Here is a 22,280-nt window from a genome sequence, read left to right on the forward strand (position 1 = left end):
CCTGGGGAGTCCTGTGGTGAGGTCATTCCCGCCAGATCGCCATCGCTCTGGGGGGCAGGTGCGCGCCGCCCAGCACGGGCGTCGCGATCGGCGTGGGCGTCCAGTCCAGTGCCAGATCCGAGAAATTGAAGGCCAGCGTCAGCCCGCCGGCGCGGCTGATGCGCAGGCCCTCGGGCAGCGGTGCCACGGCGAGTCCCGCGTCCGCGGCGGCTCCGGCGAACACCGCCTGCCAGCCTGCCGCGTCCAGCCATCCGGCGACGTAGCGCACCGGGCCGTTGCGGGTGAGGGCGGGGCGGCCATCGGCGAAGGTGGCCAGTGCTTCGGCGCCGTGCAGCGCGAGGTCTTCGCGCCAGCGGGTGACCGTGACGGTGGCTGCGGCGTCGTCCAGCGCCACCGGCTCGACCACGCCCGGCGGCAGTGACGCGACCCGTGTCACCTGCACCCCGGCCAGCGCGGCGAGTGGCCCCGGCGGCAGCGCCGACCACGGCCCGTCCGCATGCGGGAACGACAGGTTCACCGACTTGCTGCCCGCCCGCGGCCCGAGCACGATCTGCGCGCCATGGGCCGCCGCCGTGGTCAGCGCAGTCTGCAGGTCCGCGCCGACATGCAGCGCCGCTGGCAGCACGATCAACCGGTAGCCGGACAGGTCCATCCCCGCCCGCGGCCCGACGATGTCCACGTCCAGCCCGAGCTGCCGCAGCCCGCTGTAGGCGCGGAAGCTCAGCTCCACCGGGTTGTAGTCGGCGCCCTGCGGCTGGATCTGCGCCATCCACAGCGCGTCGTAGTCGAACACCAGCGCCACATCGGCCCGCACCGACAGCCGCAGCGCGTCCGTGAGCACGCCCCGCTCGGTCAGCGCCGCCAGCTCCGCGCCGACCTGCGCGGCTTCGAGCGCGCCCTGGTCTTCGGAGGAATCGGGGCGCAGCAGGCCGGTGTGCATCTGCTCCTGCGCAAACGGCGCCTGCCGCCAGCGGAAATAGCTCACCACCTCGGCGCCGTGCGCAAACGCCTGCCAGGTCCACAGCCGCACCGTGCCGTCGTGCGGCGCCGGGTTCCAGTGGGCCCAGTTCACGGGGCCAGGCTGCTGCTCCATCACCCACCAGCGGCCGTCCCGGCACATGCCGCGGTACAGGTCGTGGTGGAACGACGGGATGTCCGGGTGCCCGGTCCGTGCCCAGCGCGCCTTTTCCTCGGCGCTGAGGAAGAGCATCTGCGTGACGCCGAGCGGGTAGGTGTCCCAGGTGGCGATGTCGAGGTCCGCCGCCACGTCGTGGTGGTTGAACTCGGTGAAGAAGCCCATGAAGTTGTGCGACACCGGCCGCCCCGGCGACAGCTCGCGCAGGATCGCCACCTGCTCGCGGTTGAACGCCACCACCTCGTCCGACGAGAACCGCCGCCAGTCGAGCCGGTGCGCCGGGTGCGCCTCGGTCACGGTCAGCGCGGGCAGGTCGATCTCGTCGAAGCTGCGGTAGACCTGGCTCCAGAACACCGTGCCCCAGGCGGTGTTCAGCGCGTCGATCGTCGTGTAGCGCGCGGCCAGCCAGCGCCGGAACCCCTGCCGCGCCGACTCGGACAGGCTCAGCACGGTGTCGTGGCAGCCGTATTCGTTGTCGGTCTGCCAGGCCACGACCGCCGGGTGCCGGCCGTAGCGCTCGGCGACCGCGCGGCTGATGCGGCGCGACTCGGCGCGGTAGCCGGCGTGCGAGAAGCAGTAGTGCCGCCGCGAGCCGAAGCCGCGCGGGCGGCCCTGCAGGTCGATCGCTACCATGTCCGGCATCCGGTCCACCAGCCACTTCGGCGGCGTCGCGGTCGGCGTGCACATCACGACGCCGAGGCCGGCGGCGTGCAGCGTCTCGACCGCTTCATCCAGCCAGTCCCAGGTGAAGACACCCGGCTCGGCCTCGATCACGCTCCACGCGAATTCCGCGATCCGCACGACGCGGATGCCCATCGCGTGCATGCGCCGCGCGTCTTCGGCCCATTGCGCGCGTGGCCAGTGTTCGGGGTAATAGCAGACACCCAGTTGCATGTCGTCGATCCTATGAAGTCAGGTGGTCAGGTGACCAGGCGCTCAGGCGGCTTGTGGCAGCGACTGGTTCTGGTCGGGGATGCGGCGTTCCAGCGCCAGCCCCTGGTCGTCGAACAGGTGCAGTGTGTCCGCCGGCAGGCCGATCGCCAGGCGGTGGCCGGTGCTGGCGTGGGCGTGGCCGGGGGCCTTGGCGACCAGCGACTCGGTGCTGCCGCTGGCGCCGGTCATGTAGAGGTAGGTCGATTCGCCCAGCCGCTCCTGCCACTGCAGCGGGCGGATGATGTGCTGCGTTGCGGTGCCGAGTTCGGTGTGCTCGGGCCGCACGCCCAGCGTCACCTTCGCGCCCGGCAACAGGCGCTGCGCATCGACCGCGGCGCGCAATGTCTCGCCGCTGCTCAGCCGCACGACGGCGTGGTCGGTGGCGGCGCTGACCAGCGTGGCGGGCAGGAAATTCATCTTCGGCGAGCCGATGAAGCCGGCCACGAACAGGTTGCGCGGGCGGTGGTACAGCTCCAGCGGCGTGCCGACCTGCGCCACCGAGCCGTCACGCGCCACGGCCTCGCCGCTGTTGAGCAGCAGGATGCGGTCGGCCAGCGTCATCGCCTCGACCTGGTCGTGGGTGACGTAGACGGTGCTGGCACGGCCGAAGTCGCGGTGCAGCTTGGCGATCTCGATGCGGGTCTGCACGCGCAGCGCGGCGTCCAGGTTGGAGAGCGGCTCGTCGAACAGGAACACGCCCGGCTCGCGCACGATGGCCCGGCCGATCGCCACGCGCTGGCGCTGGCCGCCGGAGAGCGCCTTGGGCTTGCGGTCGAGCAACTGGTCGAGCTGCAGCACCTTGGCCGCGGCCATCACCTTCTCGCGGATCACCGCCTTGTCGACCTTGGCCAGCCCCAGGCCGAAGGACATGTTCTCGTACACGGTCATGTGCGGGAACAGCGCGTATGACTGGAACACCATCGCCACGCCGCGCTGCGCCGGCGCCACCTCGTTCATGCGCTGGCCGCCGATCTTCAGCTCGCCGCCGGTGATGTCCTCCAGCCCCGCGATCATGCGCAGCAGCGTCGACTTGCCGCAGCCCGAAGGCCCGACGAAGACGCAGAACTCGCCCTGCGCGATGTGCAGGTTCACGTCCCGGATGACGGGGGCGTGGTCGCCGTAGGCCTTGAAGACGGATGAAAGTTCGATGCTCGCCATGAGGCGGCATTCTGCTGCCAATATTATTAGCAATAATCAGTGAAAACCCGGGAGTCACCCTCGTCCGCCTCAGCGCGGGCGCACCGTCTGCCGCACCACCAGCGGACAGTCGATCTTGATCAGGTGGCGGCGCGCGGCGCGCTGCGGCGGCGGCAGGTCGGCCGCGGCCAGCAGCGCCTCGACCGCGGCGCGGCCCATCTCGTAGTTGGGCAGCACCATCGTGGTCAGCGGCGGATGGGTGTGGCGCGAGATCTCCTGGTCGTCGTAGCCCATCAGCGAGACATCCTCGGGCACCTTCAGGCCGAGCTGGGCCAGCGCCTCCATCGCGCCCAGCGCCATCAGGTCGTTGGCGCAGAAGATGGCGGTGGGCGGGCGCGCCTCGCGCATCAGCGACAGCGTCGCCTCGAAGCCGGTGCCCGACATCCAGTCGCCGTCGCGCACCAGCGCCGGGTCGAAGGGCAGGTCGGCGGTGGCCAGCGCGCGGCGGTAGCCCTTGAGCCGGTCCTTGGCGGCCTCCATCCAGGGCTCGCCGTTGATGAAGCCGATGCGGGTGTGGCCCATCGCGATCAGATGCTCGGTGGCCGCATGGCCGCCGCCGATCTCGCCGGGCACGATGGTGGGCAGGCGGTGGCGCTCGTCATGGCAGTTCAGCAGCACCACCGGCAGCTCGGCGTCGTCGGTCAGCACCGCCGGCAGCGTCACCTCCCGGGTGAAGATGGTCGAGTAGACGATGCCCAGCAGCATCGGGTTGGCGCGCAGTGCCGCGATCGCCGCGGCCTCCTGGTCGGCATTGCTGCGGGTGACGATGACGCTGACCAGGCAGTCGTGCTCCCAGGCCGCGTCGCGCGCGCCGTCGACGCTGACCACCGGATGCGGGCTGGTCGAGATCTCGTCGACCAGATAGCCGATCAGGCTGCGCCGCAGCCCCGGTGCCGGGCTGGTGCTGGCGATCGCCTGGGGGGCGGGCTGCTCGCGCCGCGGCAGCCGGTAGCCCAGCTCCATCGCTACGCCGAGCACGCGGCTGCGCGTCTCGGCCGACAGCCGCGCGCCGCTCATGTTGTTGAGCACCATCGACACGGTGGACTGGGACACGCCGGCGGCCTTGGCCACATCGGTCATGGTGGGGCGGCGCACGGGCATCGGGGCAGGCTTGCGGGAGGTCACGGCAGTTCGGTGGAAAGATCGACGGGCAGGCCGCGATGGTAGCGAGGCGGCCGCTCGCCCCGCCACCGGGATCATGCCGGGTGATGATCTGCTAATAATTGGTGATAACCCGGCCTCGGCTATGCTGGCGGGCATGATCGCCGTCGATTTCCTCCCCCCTGAGCCCGTTCCTGAGTCCGCCCCCTGGCGCCTGAGCCTGGCCGGCAGCGAGATCGCCGCGGCCTGCATCGAGCCCGGCGCGCTGGTGCTGCGGCTGTCGGCCGCGGCGGTGCGGCGTGCGGCCGACGGCGTGGCCGGCTATCTGCGCCCGGTCGAGCTGCGGCTGGCGCAGGCGCGCTGCGAGGGCGGCGGGCCGGACGTGTTCTTCGGCGGCATTCGCGCCGCGCGGGTGCTGCAGGCCGGCCGGGTGCTCGACGCGCTGCCGCTGCCCGGCCGCCTGGACGGCGCGCTGGTGCTGGAGCTGCAGCTGATCCACGGCACCGCGCTGCGCATCGAGGCCGGCGCGCTGGCGCTGGGACTGGTGTCCGACGCCGCGGCGGTCTTCCGCGAATCCTGCGACTGCTGACCGTGCCGGTGCTGCTGACCCATCGGTCAGCTTGACGCCGGTCATGCGCATGACCGGTGCCGGTCGGCAGAATGCGTGCATTCACGCACGCCGGATGCGTGCCGCACCGACAAGGATCGCGATGAGCGCCGCTGCCCCGAAAGCTTCTTCCGTCTGGCTGCGCCGCGGCCTGGTCGCGCTGCTGGTCGTCGGCCTCGGGGCGGGTACGGTGGTCTGGCTGCGCCGGCCCCAGCCGGTGGCGGTCAGCGCGGTCGAGGTGACGCGCGGCACGGTCGAGGCCACGATCGCCAACACCCGCGCCGGCACGGTCGAGGCCTGCCAGCGCACCCGGCTGTCGACCATCCTGGGTGGGCGCATCGAGCGGCTCGAGGTGCGCGAGGGCGACCGGGTGCGCCAGGGCCAGCTGCTGATGAAGCTGTGGAACGACGACCAGCGCGCGCAGGCGGCGCTGGCCGCCGCGCAGCTCGACACCAGCCGCCGGCGCATCGTCGAGGCCTGCTCTGCCGCCGAGGCCGCCGAGCGCGAGGCCGAGCGCCAGCGCGGCCTGCGCGAGCAGGGCTTCATCTCCGAATCCGCCGAGGACCGCGCGCTCAGCGAAGCCCGCACCCGCCGCGCCGCCTGCCAGACCGCGCAGGCCGACGCCCGCGCCGCCGAGGCGCGCCTGGAGGCGACGCAGGTCGAGCAGGGCCGCATGGTGCTGCGCGCGCCCTTCGACGGCACGGTGGCGAAGATCGTCGGCGAGGTGGGCGAATACTCGACGCCATCGCCGCCGGGCGTGCCCACGCCGCCGGCGATCGACCTGATCGACGACCGCTGCCTCTATGTCAAGGCGCCGATGGACGAGGTCGACGCGCCGCGGCTGCAGCCGGGCCAGCCGGTGCGCATCACCATCGACGCACTGCCGGGCCGCACCTTCCCCGGCCGGGTGCGCCGGGTCGCGCCGATCGTCTCGGCGCTGGAGAAGCAGGCGCGCACCGTCGACATCGATGTCGACTTCGACGATCTGGCCGCGGCCGGGCCGCTGCGGGTGGGCTACAGCGCCGATGTCGAGGTGGTGCTTGATGTGCACCGCGACGTGCTGCGGGTGCCGGCGGCGGCGGTGGGCGAGGGCGGCCGGGTGCTGGTGATCGGCGCCGAGGGCGTGCTGGCCGAGCGGCGGGTGCGCACCGGGCTGTCCAACTGGGAGCATGCCGAGGTGCTCGACGGGCTGAAGGCCGGCGAGCAGGTGGTCAGCTCGCTCGAGCGCGAGGGCGTCAGGCCGGGCGTGGTCGCGCGGGTCGAGCCGGCCGCCTCGGGCGCGAAGCCATGAGCGCGCCGGCGCTGATCGGGCTGGAGCAGGTCGAGCGGGTCTTCCGTCTCGGCGACAGCGACGTGCACGCGCTGCAGGGGCTGGACCTGCGCATCGACGCCGGCGAATACGTCGCGGTCATGGGCCCGAGCGGCTCGGGCAAGTCGACGCTGCTGAACATTCTCGGCCTGCTCGACCAGCCCAGCCGCGGACGGCTGCTGCTCGAGGGGCGTGACGTCACCACGCTGAGCCCGGACGAGCAGGCGGCGGTGCGCAGCCGGCGCATCGGCTTCGTCTTCCAGAGCTTCCATCTGGTGCCGCGGCTGAGCGCGGCCGAGAACATCGCGCTGCCGATGGTGCTGGCCGGCATCGCGCCGAAGGAGCGCCAGGCGCGGGTCGCGCAGGCGCTGAAGGACTACGGCCTGGCCCCGCGCGCCGACCACCGCCCCAGCGAGCTCTCGGGCGGGCAGCGCCAGCGCGTGGCCATCGCGCGCGCGACGATCATGCAGCCGCCGCTGCTGCTGGCCGACGAGCCCACCGGCAACCTCGACCGCGCCACCGGCGACGAGGTGGTGCGCCTGCTCGAGGAGCTCAACGCGCGCGGCGTCACGCTGATCGTCGTCACCCATGACGCCAGCCTGGGCGCGCGGGCGCGCCGGCGCCTGATGATGGAAGACGGCCAGCTGCGGCGCGACGAGCGCACGCCGGCCTGAGCGGACCCGGACCGATGCGCGGGTGGGACATCCTGGATTTCGCGTGGCGCGCCGCCACCGGCAGCCCGCTGCGCACGCTGCTGATGACGCTGGCGATGGCCATCGGCGTGGCGGCGGTGGTGGTGCTGACCGCGCTGGGCGACGGCGCGCGCCGCTATGTGGTCGACCAGTTCTCGTCGATCGGCACGAATCTGGTCATCGTGCTGCCCGGGCGCTCGCAGACCGGCGGCTTCAGCCCGGCCAATGCGGTCAGCACCACGCCGCGCGACCTGACGATCGACGACGCGCAGGCGCTCACCCGGCTGGCGGCGGTCGCGCAGGTCGCGCCGCTGGCAGTGGGGCTGTCGGAGGTGGCGGTGGCCGGGCGGCTGCGCGAGGCGATGGTGCTGGGCACCACCCGCAGCTACCTCGCGGTGCGCCGGCTGGCGCTGGCGCAGGGACAGTTCCTGCCCGATGACGACTGGGGCCGCGCCCATGCGGTCACCGTGCTGGGCGCGGCGCTGGCGCGCGAGCTCTTCGGCCAGGGCCCGGCGCTGGGCCAGACGGTGCGCATCGGCGGGCGGCGGCTGCGGGTCATCGGCGTGATGGCGCCGGCCGGCCAGGGCCTGGGCATGAATGCCGACGAGGTCGCGATCGTGCCGGTGGCGCTGGCGCAGGCGATGTTCGACTCGAACACGCTGTTCCGGGTGCTGATCGAGGCGCGCAGCCGCGATGCCATCGCCGCGGTCCGGCGCCAGGCCACCGCGCTGCTCAAGACCCGCCATGACGGCGAGGAGGACGTGACCGTCATCACCCAGGACGCGGTGCTGGCCACCTTCGACCGGGTGCTGCTGGCGCTGACCGCGGTGGTGGCGGCGATCGCGGCGATCAGCCTGGCGGTGGCCGGCATCCTGGTGATGAACGTGATGCTGGTGGCGGTGGCGCAGCGCACCGGCGAGATCGGCCTGCTCAAGGCGCTGGGCGCGCCGGCGGCGACCATCCGTGCGGTCTTCCTGACCGAGGCGGCGCTGCTGTCGCTGGCCGGCGCGCTGCTGGGCTATGCGGCCGGGCATGCGGGCGCCTGGGGGATCCGGCTGCTCTATCCGCAGTTCCCGGCCTGGCCGCCGCTGTGGGCGGTGGTGGCGGCGCTGGGCACCGCCATCGGCACCGGGCTGCTGTTCGGGGTGATGCCGGCGCGGCGCGCGGCCCGGCTCGAGCCGGTCGCGGCGCTGTCGCGGCGCTGAGCGGACACGGACACGAGGACCGCTCCGATGCGCTGGACCGACACCGTCTCGATGGCCTGGCGCGCGATCGTCGCGCAGCGCGGGCGCAGCGTGCTGACGCTGCTGGGCATCGCGGTGGGCATCGCCGCGGTGATCCTGCTGACCTCGATCGGCGAGGGCCTGCACCGCTTCCTGCTGGCCGAGTTCAGCCAGATCGGCACGAACGTGGTCACGCTCTCGCCGGGGCGCACGACCACCGGCGGCACCAACCCGGGCTTCCCGTCCTCGGTGCGGCCGCTGACGCTGGAGGATGCGCAGGCGCTGCGCCGCCACCTGCCGCAGCTCACCGGCGTGACGCCGGGCGTGACCGGCAACGCCGAGATGCAGGCCGGCGGGCGGCTGCGCCGCGCGCTGGTCTACGGCACCAGCGCCGCGCTGGTGCCGGCCTTTCACCTGACGGTGGCGACCGGCCGCTTCCTGCCCGAGGACGGGGTCGGACAGGCGCGCGACTTCGTCGTGCTGGGCTCGACGCTGCGCCGCGAGCTCTTCGGCAGCAGCTCGCCGCTGGGCCAGCGGGTGCGCATCGGCAGCCAGCAGTTCCGCGTCATCGGCGTGCTGGCGCCGCGCGGGCAGTTCCTCGGCGTCGATCTGGACGATGTCGCCTACATCCCGTCGGCGCGCGCGCTGGAGCTGTTCAACCGCCCCGGCCTGATGGAGATCCATCTGACCTACGACGAGCGCATGTCGCCCGCGGCGGTGGTCGCGCAGGCCCGCGCGCTGCTGATCGCCCGCCACGGCCGCGAGGACTTCACCCTCGTCACCCAGGCCGACATGCTGGGCACGCTCTCCAACATCCTGAACATCGTCACGATGGCGGTGGGCGCGCTGGGCGGCATCTCGCTGCTGGTGGGCGGCGTGGGCATCGTCACTATCATGACGATCGCGGTGACCGAGCGCACCGCGGAGATCGGCCTGCTGATCTCGCTGGGTGCGCGCCGGCGCACGGTGATGGCGCTGTTCCTCGGCGAGGCGGTGGTGCTGTCGGCGCTGGGCGGCCTGCTGGGCCTGGCGATCGGCATCGGCATCGCCCAGGGCGCGCACCTGCTGCTGCCCGCGCTGCCGGTCAGCACGCCGCTGCCCTTCGTGCTGCTGGCGCTGGGCCTGTCGGCGGTGGTGGGCCTGCTCGCCGGCGTGATGCCGGCGCGCGCGGCGGCGCGGCTCGATCCGGTGGAGGCGCTGCGGGCGGAGTAGGGGCGGGGTGTCCGGCGTGGGTGCCCGCCTGCGCGGGCATGACGGCGCGTTTCGGCGCGTTGTCTCGCGTTGCGGCGTGCTGCCTCGCGTTGCCTCGCGCATGTCCCCGCATTGACGTGGCGCAACGCCGCGGCCGGCGCCGACAAGGGCGTTCCCGGTGGCGCGGGGGCGGGCGCGCGGTCATCATCGGACCGTCCCGGACCCCAACGACACTCGCCTTTCGCCCAGGAGACATCGCCGATGACCCCCGAGGAACTGCGCCAGCGCCAGGCGCCGATCAAGGCGCGCTACCGTGCCGAGCCGGCCGCCGCGCGCCAGACCTTTCGCGCCGAGGCGCTGCTGCATCCCGAGAAGCCCTCGTGCCGCATCGAGACGCGCTTCGCGGCCTTCGACGCCGGGCTGCATCCGGCCGCCGGCGGCGAGGGCGGCGAGGCCTGCTCCGGCGACATGCTGCTCGAGGCCCTGGCGGCCTGCGCGGGCGTCACGCTCAATGTGGTGGCCACCGCCACCGGGGTGGTGCTGCGCACCGCGCGGGTGATCGTCGAGGGCGAGAGCGATTTCCGCGGCACGCTGGGGCTGGCGCGCGACGTGCCGGTCGGACTGAGCGCACTGCGGCTGCGCTTCGAGGTCGATGCCGATGCCGATGCCTCCGACGAGCAGCTCGCCACGCTGCTGAAGCTGACCGAGCGCTACTGCGTCATCGCGCAGACGCTGCGCGAGCCGCCGCCGCTGGAGGTGACGCTGCAGCGGCTGGCGCCGCTGCCCGGGGCCTGAGCGGGCTCGGGCCCGGGTTCAGTCGTCCTTGCGCGGGCCGGAGACCTTGGTGCGCATCAGCCGGCCCTTCTCGCGCTCCCAGTCGCGCTTCTTCTCGGTGTCGCGCTTGTCGTGCTCGGCCTTGCCCTTGGCCAGCGCGATCTCGGCCTTCACGTAGCTGCCCTTGAAGTGCAGGTCCAGCGGCACCAGCGTGAAGCCCTTCTGCTCGACCTTGCCGATCAGCCGGCGGATCTGCTCCTTCTTCATCAGCAGCTTCTTGGTGCGGTCGGCCTCCGGACGCACATGCGTCGAGGCCGAGCGCAGCGCGTTGATGCGGCAGCCGATCATGAACATCTCGCCGTCCTTCAGCACGATGTAGCCGTCGGTGAGCTGCACCTGGCCGGCGCGGATGGCCTTGATCTCCCAGCCCGACAGCACCACGCCGGCCTCGAAGCGTTCCTCGATGTGGTAGTTGAAACGCGCTTTCCGGTTCTCGACGATGCTCATGGCTTGGGACGGGTTCGTTCTGGGACTCAATACAATCCGGGCATTGTATGAAGCACGTCAAGAAGTCCGTCCTGCTCTGGTACTCGCCGCGCGAGATGTTCGATCTCGTCGTCGATGTGGCCAGCTATCCCAAGTTCCTGCCCTGGTGCCAGAAGGCGGAGGTGCTCGGCGACGAAGCCGGTGCGGTGACCGCGCGGCTGCACCTGGCCTATGCCGGCGTGCGCCATGCGTTCACCACCCGCAACAGCCATGTGCCGGGCGAGTCGGTGACGATGAGCCTGGTCGACGGGCCGTTCTCGCGGCTCGACGGCTCCTGGCGCTTCATCCCGATCGGCACGCCGGCGGCCTCGCGCCCGGAGGCCGGGCCGCAGGCCTGCCGGGTCGAGTTCGAGCTGAGCTACGCCTTCTCGAGCCGGCCGCTGGAAATGGTGGTCAGCCCGGTGTTCGACCGCATCGCCAACACCTTCGTCGATGCCTTCGTCGCGCGGGCGGAGCAGGTGCATGGCCGGCGCTGAGATCACGCCGTCCGTCACGCCCATCGCCGCGCCGGCGAGCCTGCCGATGCAGGTCGAGGTCGCCTTCAGCCCGGGGCCACGCCAGATCGACCGGGTGCGGGTGATGCTGCCGGCCGGCGCCAGCGCGGCGCAGGCGCTGGCGGCCAGCGGTCTGGTGGCGCGCCATGCCGCGCTGGCCCGCACCGAGGGCCTGGCCTTCGGCATCGGCGGCCGCCTGGTCGCGCCCGAGGCACCGATGCAGCCGGGCGATCGGCTCGACATCTGCCGGCCGCTGAAGGTCGATCCGAAGGAGGCGCGCCGCCAGCGCTACCGCGCCCAGGGCGAGGGCGGGCGCCGGCGCGTCAGCGGCAGTCGCTCGCGATGACCTCGCGGGCGCGGCGCAGCTCGGCCGCGCGCTGGCCGTCGTCGAGGAACTCGCGCTCGCCGCGCTCGTTGGTGCGCGTCAGGCGCTGGCCGGACTCGACGGTGCGCGCGTAGTCGCGCGCACGGGCGCAGTTGTCGGCGCGCTGGCGTGCCTGGCGCTCCTCGTCGGCGCGGCGGGTGGCGTCTTCCTGGGCCCGGCGGCGGGTCTCGCCGGCAGCCGGCGTCGACGCGGCGGCCGAGGCCGGCGCGGCGCCGTTCGTGCTGCCGGGCACGGGGCCGGATGCACCGGTGCCCGGCGGACCGGAGACGGTGCCCGTGCCGGGGGTGCGGGCGGCTGCCGGCCGCGTCAGGATGTCGCGGTCGGGCACGGTGGTCGGGGGAGGGCGGTCGCTGTACTGCACGCGGCCCTGGGCATCGCGCCACTTCCACTGCGCGGCCGCGGGCGAGCTCGGCATCAGGCCGCCCAGCACACCCAGGAGCGACAGCAGCAGGGCCGGCATCCGCGCCCGGAGCTGGAAATTCGAAGGCGAAGACATGCCTCGAAGTGTAGTGCGGCGGCCCGCGCCGCACATGTCCGGATCATGAGGACTGGGAAGAGGCTGTAACCGGTCCGTATAATCTCCTTTTGCGTCTGGAGCCCCTTCCCATGCGCCTTCTCGGCAAAGCCCTGACCTTCGACGATGTGTTGCTGGTCCCCGCGTACTCCCAGGTGTTGCCCCGCGACACCTCCCTGGCGACCAAGCTGTCGCGCAACATCACGCTGAACCTGCCGCTGGTGTCGGCGGCGATGGACACCGTGACCGAGGCCCGCCTGGCGATCGCGATCGCCCAGGAAGGCGGCATCGGCATCGTCCACAAGAACCTCAGCCCGAAGCAGCAGGCGGCCGAGGTCGCCCGCGTCAAGCGCTATGAATCCGGTCTGCTCAAGGACCCGATCACCATCGCGCCGAACGCCCGCGTGCGCGACGTCATCGAGCTGTCGCGTGCCCACGGCATTTCCGGCTTCCCCGTCGTCGAGGACGGCCGGGTGGTGGGCATCGTCACCGGCCGCGACCTGCGCTTCGAGACCCGTCTCGACGCCCCGGTGCGCGACATCATGACCCCGCGCGAGCGTCTGGTCACCGTCAACGAGGGTGCCTCGCTGGCCGAGGCCAAGGCGCTGATGCACACGCACAAGCTCGAGCGGGTGCTGGTGCTCAACGAGCAGTCGGAACTGCGCGGCCTGTTCACCGTCAAGGACATCACCAAGCAGACCAGCTTTCCGAACGCCGCGCGCGACGCGCAGGGCAAGCTGCGCGTGGGCGCGGCCGTCGGCGTCGGTGACGGCACCGAGGAGCGCATCGAGCTGCTGGTGGCCGCCGGCGTCGACGCGCTGGTGGTCGACACCGCGCACGGCCACAGCCACGGCGTCATCGAGCGCGTGCGCTGGGTGAAGAAGAACTTCCCGCAGGTCGACGTCATCGGCGGCAACATCGCCACCGGCGCGGCCGCGCTGGCGCTGGTCGAGGCCGGCGCCGACGCCGTCAAGGTCGGCATCGGCCCGGGCTCGATCTGCACCACCCGCATCGTCGCCGGCGTGGGCGTGCCGCAGATCACCGCGATCGACAATGTCGCCACCGCGCTGGCCGGCACCGGCGTGCCGCTGATCGCCGACGGCGGCATCCGCTACTCGGGCGACATCTCCAAGGCGCTGGCCGCGGGCGCGTCGACCGTGATGATGGGCGGCATGTTCGCCGGCACCGAGGAAGCCCCGGGCGAAGTGATCCTGTACCAGGGTCGCAGCTACAAGAGCTACCGCGGCATGGGCTCGATCGGCGCGATGAAGGCGGGTTCCGCCGACCGCTACTTCCAGGAAAACGACGAGACCACCAACCCGAACGCCGACAAGCTGGTGCCGGAAGGCATCGAGGGTCGCGTGCCCTACAAGGGCTCGGTGCTGGCGATCATCTACCAGATGGCCGGCGGCATCCGTGCCACGCTGGGCTACTGCGGCTGCGCCTCGGTCGCCGAGATGCACGACCGCGCCGAGTTCGTCGAGATCACGTCCGCCGGCATCCGCGAGAGCCATGTCCACGACGTGCAGATCACCAAGGAAGCGCCGAACTACCGGCTGGAGTGATCGCCTCGTGAGCGCTGCTGACGCGAAGGTGCCGCGCCCACGGGCCGCGGCCATGCCCTTCATCATGCTGACGGTGCTGATCGACATGGTGTCGATCGGCCTGATCATCCCGGTGCTGGCTCCGCTGGTGGGCACCTTCACCGGCGACCAGGGCGACCATGCCTTCTGGTATGGCGTCATCACCTTCGCGTTCGGCTTCGCCAGCTTCTGGGGCTCGCCGATCCTGGGCGCGCTGTCGGACCAGCACGGGCGCCGCCCGGTGCTGCTGCTGGGCTTCTTCGGCCTGGCGCTGAGCTTCATCGTCACCGGCCTGGCCACCGCGCTGTGGATGCTGGTGGCGGTGCGGCTGATCAGCGGCGCGATGCAGGCCAATGCGGCGGTCGCGCAGGCCTATGTGGCCGACATCAGTGCGCCCGAGGAGCGCGCCAAGCGCTTCGGCATGCTGGGCGCGATGTTCGGCATGGGCTTCGTGCTCGGGCCGGTCATCGGCGGCCTGCTCGGCGCGATCGACCTGCATCTGCCCTTCTTCGTCGCCGGCGGGCTGGCGGTGCTCAACGCGATCTACGGCGTCTTCGTGCTGCCGGAGTCGCTGCCGCCCGAGAAGCGCCGCCCGGCCGACTGGAAGCGCGCCAACCCGCTGACCTCGCTGCGCCAGCTGCGCGACCTGCACGGCATCGGCGCGCTGGTCACGGTGATCGCGCTGGCGGGGCTGGCGCAGTTCATCCTGCACACCACCTGGGTGCTCTACACCACCTTCAAGTTCGGCTGGGGGCCGAAGGAGAACGGCTGGTCGCTGTTCGCCATCGGCGTGATGTCGGTGCTGGTGCAGGGCGGGCTGATCCGGGTGGCGCTGAAGCGCTCGACGCCGCAGCGCATCGCCGTCATCGGCCTGCTGTCGTCGACCGTCTGCTATGCGCTGTGGGGCGCGGCGACCGAGGCCTGGATGATGTACGCCATCATCGGCATGAATGTCTTCGGCTTCATGACGCAGGCGGCCATCCAGACCCTGGTCTCCAATGCCGCCGACGACAGCGCGCAGGGCCGCGCGCTCGGTGCGGTGGCCTCGCTCAACAGCGCGATGCAGGTCTTCGCGCCGGTCATCGGCGCGGGCCTGCTCGGCCTGGTGTCCGACCTGCCCCGGGGCGACTGGCGCATCGGCGCGCCGCTCTATCTCTGCTCGGCGCTGACGCTGGCGGCCTTCGTGCTGGCCGTGCGCCATTTCCGCCGCCATCCGGCCTTCGTCTCCCCTTCGGCGCCGCATGCGGTCTGAGTCCGTCCGCCCGGCGCCGTCCCGAATCGCATCGCATCGAACCGCTTCGCCCATGCAACACGACAAGATCCTCATTCTCGACTTCGGCTCGCAGGTCACGCAGCTGATCGCCCGCCGCGTGCGCGAGGCCCAGGTCTACTGCGAGATCCATCCGAACGACGTCTCCGACGAGTTCATCCGCAGCTTCGCCCCGAAGGGCATCATCCTGTCGGGCAGCCATGCCTCGACCTACGAGGACCACCAGCTGCGCGCGCCGCAGGCGGTCTGGGACGCCGGTGTTCCGGTGCTGGGCATCTGCTACGGCATGCAGACCATGGCGGTGCAGCTCGGCGGCGAGGTGAGCTGGTCCGACACCCGCGAGTTCGGCTATGCCGAGGTGCGCGCGCACGGCCACACCACGCTGCTGAAGGACATCCAGGACTTCGCCACGCCCGAGGGCCACGGCATGCTCAAGGTCTGGATGAGCCACGGCGACAAGGTCACTGCGCTTCCGCCCGGCTTCAAGCTGATGGCCAGCACGCCCAGCTGCCCGATCGCCGGCATGGCGAACGAGGACAAGGGCTACTACGCGGTCCAGTTCCACCCCGAGGTCACGCACACGCTGCAGGGCCAGGCGATGCTGACGCGGTTTGTCCGCGAGATCGCCGGCTGCCGCGGCGACTGGATCATGGGCGACTACATCGCCGAGGCGGTGCAGAAGATCCGCGAGCAGGTCGGTGACGAGGAAGTCATCCTGGGCCTGTCGGGCGGCGTCGACTCGTCGGTGGCGGCCGCGCTGATCCACCGCGCCATCGGCGACCAGCTGACCTGCGTCTTCGTCGATCACGGCCTGCTGCGCCTGAACGAGGGCGACATGGTCATGGACATGTTCGAAGGCAAGCTGCACGCCAAGGTCATTCGCGTCGACGCCTCGGAGCTGTTCCTGGGCCAGCTCGCCGGCGTGACCGACCCCGAGCGCAAGCGCAAGATCATCGGCGGCCTGTTCGTCGACGTCTTCAAGGCCGAGGCCGAGAAGCTCAAGGCCAGCGGCCAGGGCCACAAGGGCGCGACCTTCCTGGCGCAGGGCACGATCTATCCGGACGTCGTGGAAAGTGGCGGCACCAAGACCAAGAAGGCCACCACGATCAAGAGCCACCACAACGTCGGCGGCCTGCCCGAGCAGCTGGGCCTGAAGCTGCTGGAGCCCCTGCGCGAGCTGTTCAAGGACGAGGTGCGCGAGCTGGGCGTGGCGCTGGGCTTGCCGCCCGAGATGGTCTACCGCCATCCCTTCCCGGGCCCGGGCCTGGGCGTGCGCATCCTGGGCGAGGTCAAGCCGGAATACGCCAAGCTGCTGCAGCGCGCCGACGCGATCTTCATCGAGGAGCTGCGCGCCACGATCGACCCGGCCACGGGAAAAAGCTGGTACGACCTGACCAGCCAGGCCTTCACGGTCTTCCTGCCGGTCAAGAGCGTCGGCGTGATGGGCGACGGCCGCACCTACGACTATGTCGTGGCGCTGCGCGCGGTGCAGACCAGCGACTTCATGACCGCCGACTGGGCCGAGCTGCCGTACAGCCTGCTGAAGAAGGTGTCGGGCCGCATCATCAACGAGGTCCGCGGCATCAACCGCGTCACCTACGACGTCTCGAGCAAGCCGCCCGCGACGATCGAGTGGGAGTGATCCGCTCGGCGAATCGCCGCATGCGGCGCTGACCGGGCTTGACCCGGCGCGGCCCGGGGCAGCCAGGCGTGGTGCGATGATCGGCGGGACGGCTGCCGTGCCGTCCCCTCGTGTCTTCGCCTCGCCTTGCTCCAGGAGTCCCGCGCATGCGCCTGCCGCTGCTCCCGTCCGTCCTGTCGTCGGCCCGCCCGTGGCTGCTCCCGGCGCTGCTGGTGCCGATGCTGATGCTGCACGGGCCGGGCGCGGCAGCCGAGCCGCCTCCTGCGGCCGCGCTCTGCGCGCCTGACCAGCCCCCTGGCCAGTGGCTGGCGCCGACCGCCGCCGCACCGCGCCTGCTGCCCGCCGCCGAGCTGCTGGGCTGGATGGCCGAGGCGCAGGCGGTGCTGCTCGGCGAGCGCCACGACAGCGCCGAGGACCACCGCTGGCAGCTCCAGGTCCTGGCGCAGCTGCATGCGCGCCGGCCGGCGCTGGCGCTCGGGCTGGAGATGTTCCCGCGCCGGCTGCAGCCGGTGCTCGACGACTGGGTGGCCGGCCGGCTGTCGGAGGCCGAGTTCCTGCGCCGCTCGGAGTGGGACCAGGTCTGGGGCTTCGACGCCCGCCTTTACCTGCCGCTCTTCCATTTCGCCCGGATGAACCGGCTGCCGATGCTGGCGCTCAATGTCGAGCGCGGCGTGGTGGCCCAGGTCGGCCGGCGCGGCTTCGACGCGCTGGACGAGACCGCGCGCGAAGGCGTCGGCCGCCCGGCCGCGCCGCCGCCGGCCTACCGGCAGATGCTGGCGCAGATCTTCCAGTCCCACCCCGGCCCGGGCGATGCGTCCGGCGCTTCGTCCGCGCCGACGCCGGACCCGCAGGCGCTCGAGCGCTTCATCGGCGCGCAGGCCTTCTGGGACCGCGCGATGGCCGAGGTCATCGCCGCGCAGCTGGCGCGCGAACCCGCGCGGCTGGTGGTCGGCATCCTGGGCGGCGGCCATGTGCGCGACGGCCACGGCGTGGCGCACCAGCTGCGCGACCTGGGCGTGCAGCGCATCGGCGCGCTGCTGACCTGGGAGCGCGCCGAGAGCTGCCAGGCCCTGGGCGAGACGCTGGCCGACGGCCTCTATTTGATCGACCCGCCCCGCGACGACGCCCCGCCGCGCCTGGGCATCGCGATGGCGCCCGATGCGCAGGGCGTGCGCCTGAGCGCCGTCACCCCCGGCAGCCTGGCCGCCGCCGCCGGCCTGCGCGAGGGCGACCTGATCACCGAAGCCGCCGGCCGCCCGCTGCGCAGCCCCGACGCCCTGCGCGCCCTCGTGCAGCGCCAGCCGCCCGGCACCTGGCTGCCTTTGACGGTGCAGCGCGAGGGGGCGGGGAGGGCGCCTGAGGTGCTGGAGGTGGTGGTGCGCTTTCCGGCCGGTGGCTGATTGCTCGCACTGAGCGGCCCCTGCCGCGATCGCCTTTCGCGCCGATGGACTCTCGCGTCGATTGCCTCCGGCACCGACCGCTTCCCGCTCCTGACCCGGCACCCCGTCACGCCCCCGTCATCCTCGCGAAGGCGAGGACCCACAGCCACCGCCGCGCCCATAGACGAAAAAACGCGCTATCGCTATGCTGGCCGCCGCCACAACAACAACAGCGGCATCAACGTCAAACCCTGCCGCAGGGTTTCGGATCGATTCTTCCAGGGGAGAAAGCATGTACGGTATGGCCAAAGCCAGCGAACTGGCGCGCGCCCGCGGGTTGAGCTTTTGTCGCCCCATGGTGCACGCTGGGCCAGCGCTGCGCCTATTGGCAGAATCCTCTGTGCCGGGCGCGGTGCGAGGGGATGGCCCTTTCATTCGTTCCGTCGTCGATGGCGTGCCGATGCTAAAGGGTGATTAAACCGATGACAGGGAAAGCCACTGACCAATATTCAGCCGGCGAGCAGGGTCTGGGATATATCTACCAGGCACGTCTCGCGTTGTTACAGCTGCTTAAGTTGCCTGAAGATACGGCAGTCTTCCTTGAAAAGGACGATGACCTTGATTTTATAAACGGCGATGGTGGCAAGTCCTTGGCCTCGCTGAAGCACAAAGCGATCGGCGATAAGATCACCGACCTGTCAACTGACTTTTGGAAGTCCGTCAACATTTGGCTGGTGCGGTACAAGAGAGATGGCGGTGCTGCATCGAACCTACGGTTCTTCCTGTTCACCACTGGCACGGTGTCCACAGGTTCGTTCCTCGCCCGTCTTCTCCCCGATCAGCCTGTCGCCTCCCGTGATGCGGCAACGCTCACTAAACTGGCCGATGAGGCGCTTGCTAAATCGAAATCAAAAATTATTGTGCCAATTGCCGAGGCGTTCAATGAACTGAGCGATCCCGAGAAAAATGATTTTCTCGAGCGTATTCTGATCATAGATGGCAGCCCACGCATCGGCGACATCTCCGCGCTCATAAGGGACAATCACATGCGAAGCATTCGGCGGGAGTACCGCGATTTTGTCTTCGAGCGGCTGGAGGGTTGGTGGATGGATGCGGTAATCAAGCAGCTGACTGGCGCTAAGTCGGAGGGGATATTCGGTTACGAAGTGTCGGACAAACTCTCGAACTTCGCCGAGGAATATAAGGCGGACAACCTGCCTATCACATTCCGTGGAAAGATGCCCACCGACGAGATCGACACTGCTGCAGACCCGCGCCTGTTCGTAGCCCAACTGCGTGAGATCGGCATTTCTTCCAGTCGGATCAGGAGCGCGATTTTGGATTATTACCGGGCATTCGAGCAACGATCGGCTTGGGCGCGCGAAAACCTGCTTGTATTGGGAGAGGTCGAGGAGTACGAAGATCGCCTCACCGATGAATGGGGGCGCTATAAGGATGTCATTTTCGAGAAACTGAAAGACGATAGTGCGGAGAATACGTTACGCGAAGCCGGTGCAGATCTCTACCGCTGGGCAGAATTTGAGACGGGGAGGATAGAGTCCTTACGCATTCGCGCACGGGTGACGGAACCCTATGTCCTTCGCGGCAGTTTCCACATTCTGGCGGACACCACGCCCGAACCCAAGGTTTACTGGCATCCCAGATTCCTTGATCGTCTCGGTCAGGTGCTGGGGGTGGCCTCGTGAAGCGATGGGATCAGCGACCTTTCGAGATTAGGAACCTGTTCAACCCTGCATTCTGTGGCTTGGTCCTGTTCCGCGCTCTGCATGGCTACGAAGAAGAAGATGCCCGCGGCATGCCCTTTTCTCTGTCGCTGCTTGTGCTACCTCTGTGCCTGCACAAGGATTCTCGCGATGTGATCGCAGGCAGTCCACGCAGTTACTTGCTAAAGACCGCAGAGAAAAATCAGCAAATTATGGTGGGCTTCGCCGACCGGGTCACGCAGATGCTGCCGTATACCTTCGAGGGGTTCGGCCTGCTAATGGAAAGAGGTTGCATCGCCGTCGGGGACGAAGGTCGCATCCGGACTGTACCCAAGAAGGTGCGTAAGACCTTCGATGGAACCGCTGAAACCGTCGCTTGCCAGAGGGTGGCGCGGATCGTCGGAAAAGAATTCGCACGCATTGCCGACCGGGCGACCGTTTATACGACTTTCGGGATTCGTCCATGAAGATCAGATCTATTCACATCTATAGCCATGATAGCCAGCGCCGTGACCTCCGGTTTAAGGTAGATGGACTCAATGTCATCACCGGTCGCTCTTCCACCGGCAAGTCTGCGCTCTCCGAGATCATCGAATACTGCATGGGACGCTCCTCGTTCAACGTCCCCGAAGGCATCATCCGTGAAAAGGTGTCTTGGTTCGCCGTGGTCTACCAGTTCGAAAAAGAACAGGTACTGATTGCCAAGCCGACCCCGCCTGGTGGCGTCAGTTGCAGCACGGCAATGTTGCGAAGGGGTGCCAAATTGCAGGTGCCTGAGTTCAAGGATCTGGTGGTTAACACTGATGATGACAGCATCGTCGAACTGCTGTCGCGTTTACTGGGAATTTCTGAGAATCGAACAGAAGTTGCGCTTGACCACAGCCGATATAGCTACGACGCGAACGTCAAGCATACATTCTACTACCTGTTTCAGAAGCAGGGGCTAGTCGCTAACAAGGACCAACTTTTTTATCGCCAGAACGAGCAGTTCCAACCCCAAGCAATCCGCGACACGTTGCCAATCTTGCTCGGCGTTTCCTCCCACGACCGCTACGAGCTGGAATCTAAGCTGCGCCTAGCGCAGCGTGATCTGCGGATCAGCAACAAGAAGCTGCAGCAGGCGCGCGACGCTGTCGACACGTCACATGAAAAGGCTATTGGCCTCTACTCGGAAGCAAAGACGGTCGGCGTCATTGGTAACACCGACGAAAACTCGAGTGCTGACGGAATCATCGAAAAATTAAGGTCGGCGCTGTCTTGGAAGCCCGAAACGGTGCCAAATGACGACGGTGGCCGAATTTCACTTCTTGAGGATGATTTGGCCCAACTACGTCACAATCGCCGTAACATTCAGAATCGGATCGACTCAGCAAGACAGTTCGCCAAGCGGGCGGGCGGCTACGAAAATGAGGCCGCCGAACAGATTGGCCGGCTGGCCTCAATCAAGGCACTGCCGAAGAACCCCGACAGCGGCGAATGGCAATGGCCGTTCAGCGAACGGAATCTAGCGCTGGAGTCCCCGGTCGCCGTGGTCCTGCTCAACGAATTGGAATCGCTCGACAAAGAGTTGCGTGTTGCCACCGGTCAGCGCCCTAGGCTCGAGGCCTACCTTGCCGAACTGGCCGGCAACGCGGATAAGATTGCAGGTGATATAAAAAAGAAGGAGGCGGAGCTATCAGCGGCAATCTCGGCCAACGAGGTCATCGCCCAGATGGGCACCCGCAACAACGCTGCCGCGCGCGTGGTTGGCCGTATCAGCTTGTTCATTGAAACGATCCTCCCGAATGAGGATCTTGCTAAGTTGGAAGCAGAGAATCGTCGTCTCAGCAACAAAGTTAAGCAGTTTGAGGAGCAGATCGGCGCTGACGATAGCAACGAACGCCTAACCTCGATCCTCAACAACATCTCTGCACAGGTGTCGCGATACATACAGAAGTTCGACGCCGAATTCGGTCCTTACCCTGCAAGGCTCAATCTGCCGCAGTTGACAATAATCTTCGATCGACCCGAGCGTCCTGTGCCGATGGGCAGGACCGGTGGCGGCGAGAACCATCTGGCCTACCATCTGTCAGCACTGCTTGCTCTGCATCTATTCGCGGCGCAGAACAACCGGCCGATTCCGCGCTTCCTATTGATCGACCAACCAACCCAGGTCTACTTCCCGTCCGAGCAGGTCTACAAAGATGCTGATGGTTCGGTGCAGAAAACGGAAGCCGACGCCGATCTTGATGCAGTGCGCCGACTGTTCGAGTTGTTGCTTCAGTTCACTCAAGACGATGTTCCAGGCTTCCAACTTATCGTCACTGAGCATGCGAACCTGCGCGATGAGTGGTTCCAGGACGCGCTGGTTGAGGAGCCGTGGACCAAGCCGCCTGCACTTGTTCCAGTGGATTGGCCAGACCAGTGATCGCTTTTTTCGCGTGCGACGGGGCTTTGTTGCACAAAGCAACATTATTTCCAAGCCTCTACTCTGGCGCAACTACCTTGCGCTACATGCTGAGCAAGATTTTTCTTCATCTGAGCCTTCTCAGTAAGAAAATTTGTTTATGCAACAGAGCCCTGGCGGTTCTTCCAGAAACCC

General features: G+C 69.0%; 20 protein-coding genes. 15 read left to right on the forward strand and 5 right to left on the reverse strand.

Annotated elements, in window-relative coordinates:
- Positions 1–22 precede the first annotated feature (22 nt).
- From NFT33_RS18295 to NFT33_RS18305, 3 genes are all read right to left on the reverse strand, one after another.
- The gene (locus NFT33_RS18295; RefSeq protein ID WP_251677490.1) at positions 23–2,029 is read right to left on the reverse strand and encodes a beta-galactosidase; all 2,007 of its coding nucleotides are present in this window, start codon (positions 2,027–2,029) and stop codon (positions 23–25) included.
- A gap of 42 nt (positions 2,030–2,071) precedes the next feature.
- On the reverse strand, positions 2,072–3,226 hold the full coding sequence (locus tag NFT33_RS18300; protein ID WP_251677492.1) for an ABC transporter ATP-binding protein: 1,155 nt from the start codon (positions 3,224–3,226) through the stop codon (positions 2,072–2,074).
- 69 nt (positions 3,227–3,295) lie between these two features.
- Positions 3,296–4,366, reverse strand: coding sequence for a LacI family DNA-binding transcriptional regulator (locus NFT33_RS18305; protein WP_251677494.1), 1,071 nt, complete (start codon positions 4,364–4,366; stop codon positions 3,296–3,298).
- A 157-nt stretch (positions 4,367–4,523) separates the two neighbouring features.
- Between NFT33_RS18305 and NFT33_RS18310 the strand changes: the two genes are divergently transcribed.
- From NFT33_RS18310 to NFT33_RS18335, 6 genes are all read left to right on the forward strand, one after another.
- Entirely contained in the window at positions 4,524–4,955 is a 432-nt protein-coding gene (locus NFT33_RS18310; RefSeq protein ID WP_251677496.1) for a hypothetical protein, read from the forward strand.
- 121 nt (positions 4,956–5,076) lie between these two features.
- Positions 5,077–6,264: an efflux RND transporter periplasmic adaptor subunit gene (locus tag NFT33_RS18315; protein ID WP_251677499.1), complete on the forward strand. Its 1,188-nt coding sequence runs from the start codon at positions 5,077–5,079 to the stop codon at positions 6,262–6,264.
- A complete protein-coding gene (locus tag NFT33_RS18320; protein WP_251677501.1) occupies positions 6,261–6,956 on the forward strand; it encodes an ABC transporter ATP-binding protein in 696 nt (231 codons plus the stop codon). Before NFT33_RS18315 ends, NFT33_RS18320 begins: the two co-directional genes overlap by 4 nt.
- A gap of 14 nt (positions 6,957–6,970) precedes the next feature.
- Positions 6,971–8,179 carry an ABC transporter permease gene (locus tag NFT33_RS18325; RefSeq protein ID WP_251677503.1) on the forward strand — a complete coding sequence of 403 codons (1,209 nt, stop codon included), beginning with the start codon at positions 6,971–6,973 and terminating at the stop codon, positions 8,177–8,179.
- Between the two features lie 27 nt (positions 8,180–8,206).
- Positions 8,207–9,409 carry an ABC transporter permease gene (locus NFT33_RS18330; protein WP_251677505.1) on the forward strand — a complete coding sequence of 401 codons (1,203 nt, stop codon included), beginning with the start codon at positions 8,207–8,209 and terminating at the stop codon, positions 9,407–9,409.
- Between the two features lie 240 nt (positions 9,410–9,649).
- Complete coding sequence (locus NFT33_RS18335; protein ID WP_251677507.1) at positions 9,650–10,183, forward strand: OsmC family protein; 534 nt, start codon at positions 9,650–9,652, stop codon at positions 10,181–10,183.
- An 18-nt stretch (positions 10,184–10,201) separates the two neighbouring features.
- On the opposite strand, the gene smpB is transcribed toward NFT33_RS18335, so the two are convergent.
- Positions 10,202–10,669: an SsrA-binding protein SmpB gene (gene smpB, locus NFT33_RS18340; protein WP_149503345.1), complete on the reverse strand. Its 468-nt coding sequence runs from the start codon at positions 10,667–10,669 to the stop codon at positions 10,202–10,204.
- Positions 10,670–10,716: 47 nt separating this feature from the next.
- Here smpB and NFT33_RS18345 point away from each other — a divergent pair, with 47 nt between their 5' ends.
- Positions 10,717–11,184: a type II toxin-antitoxin system RatA family toxin gene (locus NFT33_RS18345; RefSeq protein ID WP_149503346.1), complete on the forward strand. Its 468-nt coding sequence runs from the start codon at positions 10,717–10,719 to the stop codon at positions 11,182–11,184.
- Positions 11,171–11,548 (forward strand): RnfH family protein, encoded by a 378-nt coding sequence (locus NFT33_RS18350; RefSeq protein WP_244954466.1) that lies wholly within the window; start codon positions 11,171–11,173, stop codon positions 11,546–11,548. Before NFT33_RS18345 ends, NFT33_RS18350 begins: the two co-directional genes overlap by 14 nt.
- Here NFT33_RS18350 and NFT33_RS18355 read toward each other — a convergent pair.
- A complete protein-coding gene (locus tag NFT33_RS18355) occupies positions 11,526–12,083 on the reverse strand; it encodes a DUF4124 domain-containing protein (protein ID WP_251677509.1) in 558 nt (185 codons plus the stop codon). The two genes, NFT33_RS18350 and NFT33_RS18355, sit on opposite strands and share 23 nt — an antisense overlap.
- A 110-nt stretch (positions 12,084–12,193) precedes the next feature.
- Here NFT33_RS18355 and guaB point away from each other — a divergent pair, with 110 nt between their 5' ends.
- The 7 genes from guaB to NFT33_RS18390 all read left to right on the forward strand — a co-directional run bounded on the left by guaB (position 12,194) and on the right by NFT33_RS18390 (position 22,106).
- Positions 12,194–13,666: an IMP dehydrogenase gene (gene guaB / locus NFT33_RS18360; RefSeq protein WP_149503348.1), complete on the forward strand. Its 1,473-nt coding sequence runs from the start codon at positions 12,194–12,196 to the stop codon at positions 13,664–13,666.
- Between the two features lie 7 nt (positions 13,667–13,673).
- On the forward strand, positions 13,674–14,936 hold the full coding sequence (locus NFT33_RS18365) for an MFS transporter (RefSeq protein WP_251677511.1): 1,263 nt from the start codon (positions 13,674–13,676) through the stop codon (positions 14,934–14,936).
- A gap of 52 nt (positions 14,937–14,988) precedes the next feature.
- Positions 14,989–16,596 carry a glutamine-hydrolyzing GMP synthase gene (guaA, locus tag NFT33_RS18370; RefSeq protein WP_251677513.1) on the forward strand — a complete coding sequence of 536 codons (1,608 nt, stop codon included), beginning with the start codon at positions 14,989–14,991 and terminating at the stop codon, positions 16,594–16,596.
- Positions 16,597–16,742: 146 nt separating this feature from the next.
- Entirely contained in the window at positions 16,743–17,996 is a 1,254-nt protein-coding gene (locus tag NFT33_RS18375; RefSeq protein ID WP_251677515.1) for a ChaN family lipoprotein, read from the forward strand.
- Between the two features lie 449 nt (positions 17,997–18,445).
- On the forward strand, positions 18,446–19,681 hold the full coding sequence (locus NFT33_RS18380) for an ABC-three component system protein (RefSeq protein ID WP_251677518.1): 1,236 nt from the start codon (positions 18,446–18,448) through the stop codon (positions 19,679–19,681).
- A gap of 59 nt (positions 19,682–19,740) precedes the next feature.
- Positions 19,741–20,166 (forward strand): three component ABC system middle component, encoded by a 426-nt coding sequence (locus NFT33_RS18385; protein ID WP_251677520.1) that lies wholly within the window; start codon positions 19,741–19,743, stop codon positions 20,164–20,166.
- Positions 20,163–22,106 carry a DUF3732 domain-containing protein gene (locus NFT33_RS18390; RefSeq protein ID WP_251677522.1) on the forward strand — a complete coding sequence of 648 codons (1,944 nt, stop codon included), beginning with the start codon at positions 20,163–20,165 and terminating at the stop codon, positions 22,104–22,106. The genes NFT33_RS18385 and NFT33_RS18390 overlap by 4 nt, the downstream gene beginning before the upstream one ends.
- Positions 22,107–22,280: the final 174 nt, after the last annotated feature.

The organism is Sphaerotilus sp. FB-3 (assembly GCF_023706025.1).
In the GTDB taxonomy this organism is placed as follows: domain Bacteria; phylum Pseudomonadota; class Gammaproteobacteria; order Burkholderiales; family Burkholderiaceae_C; genus Sphaerotilus; species Sphaerotilus sulfidivorans.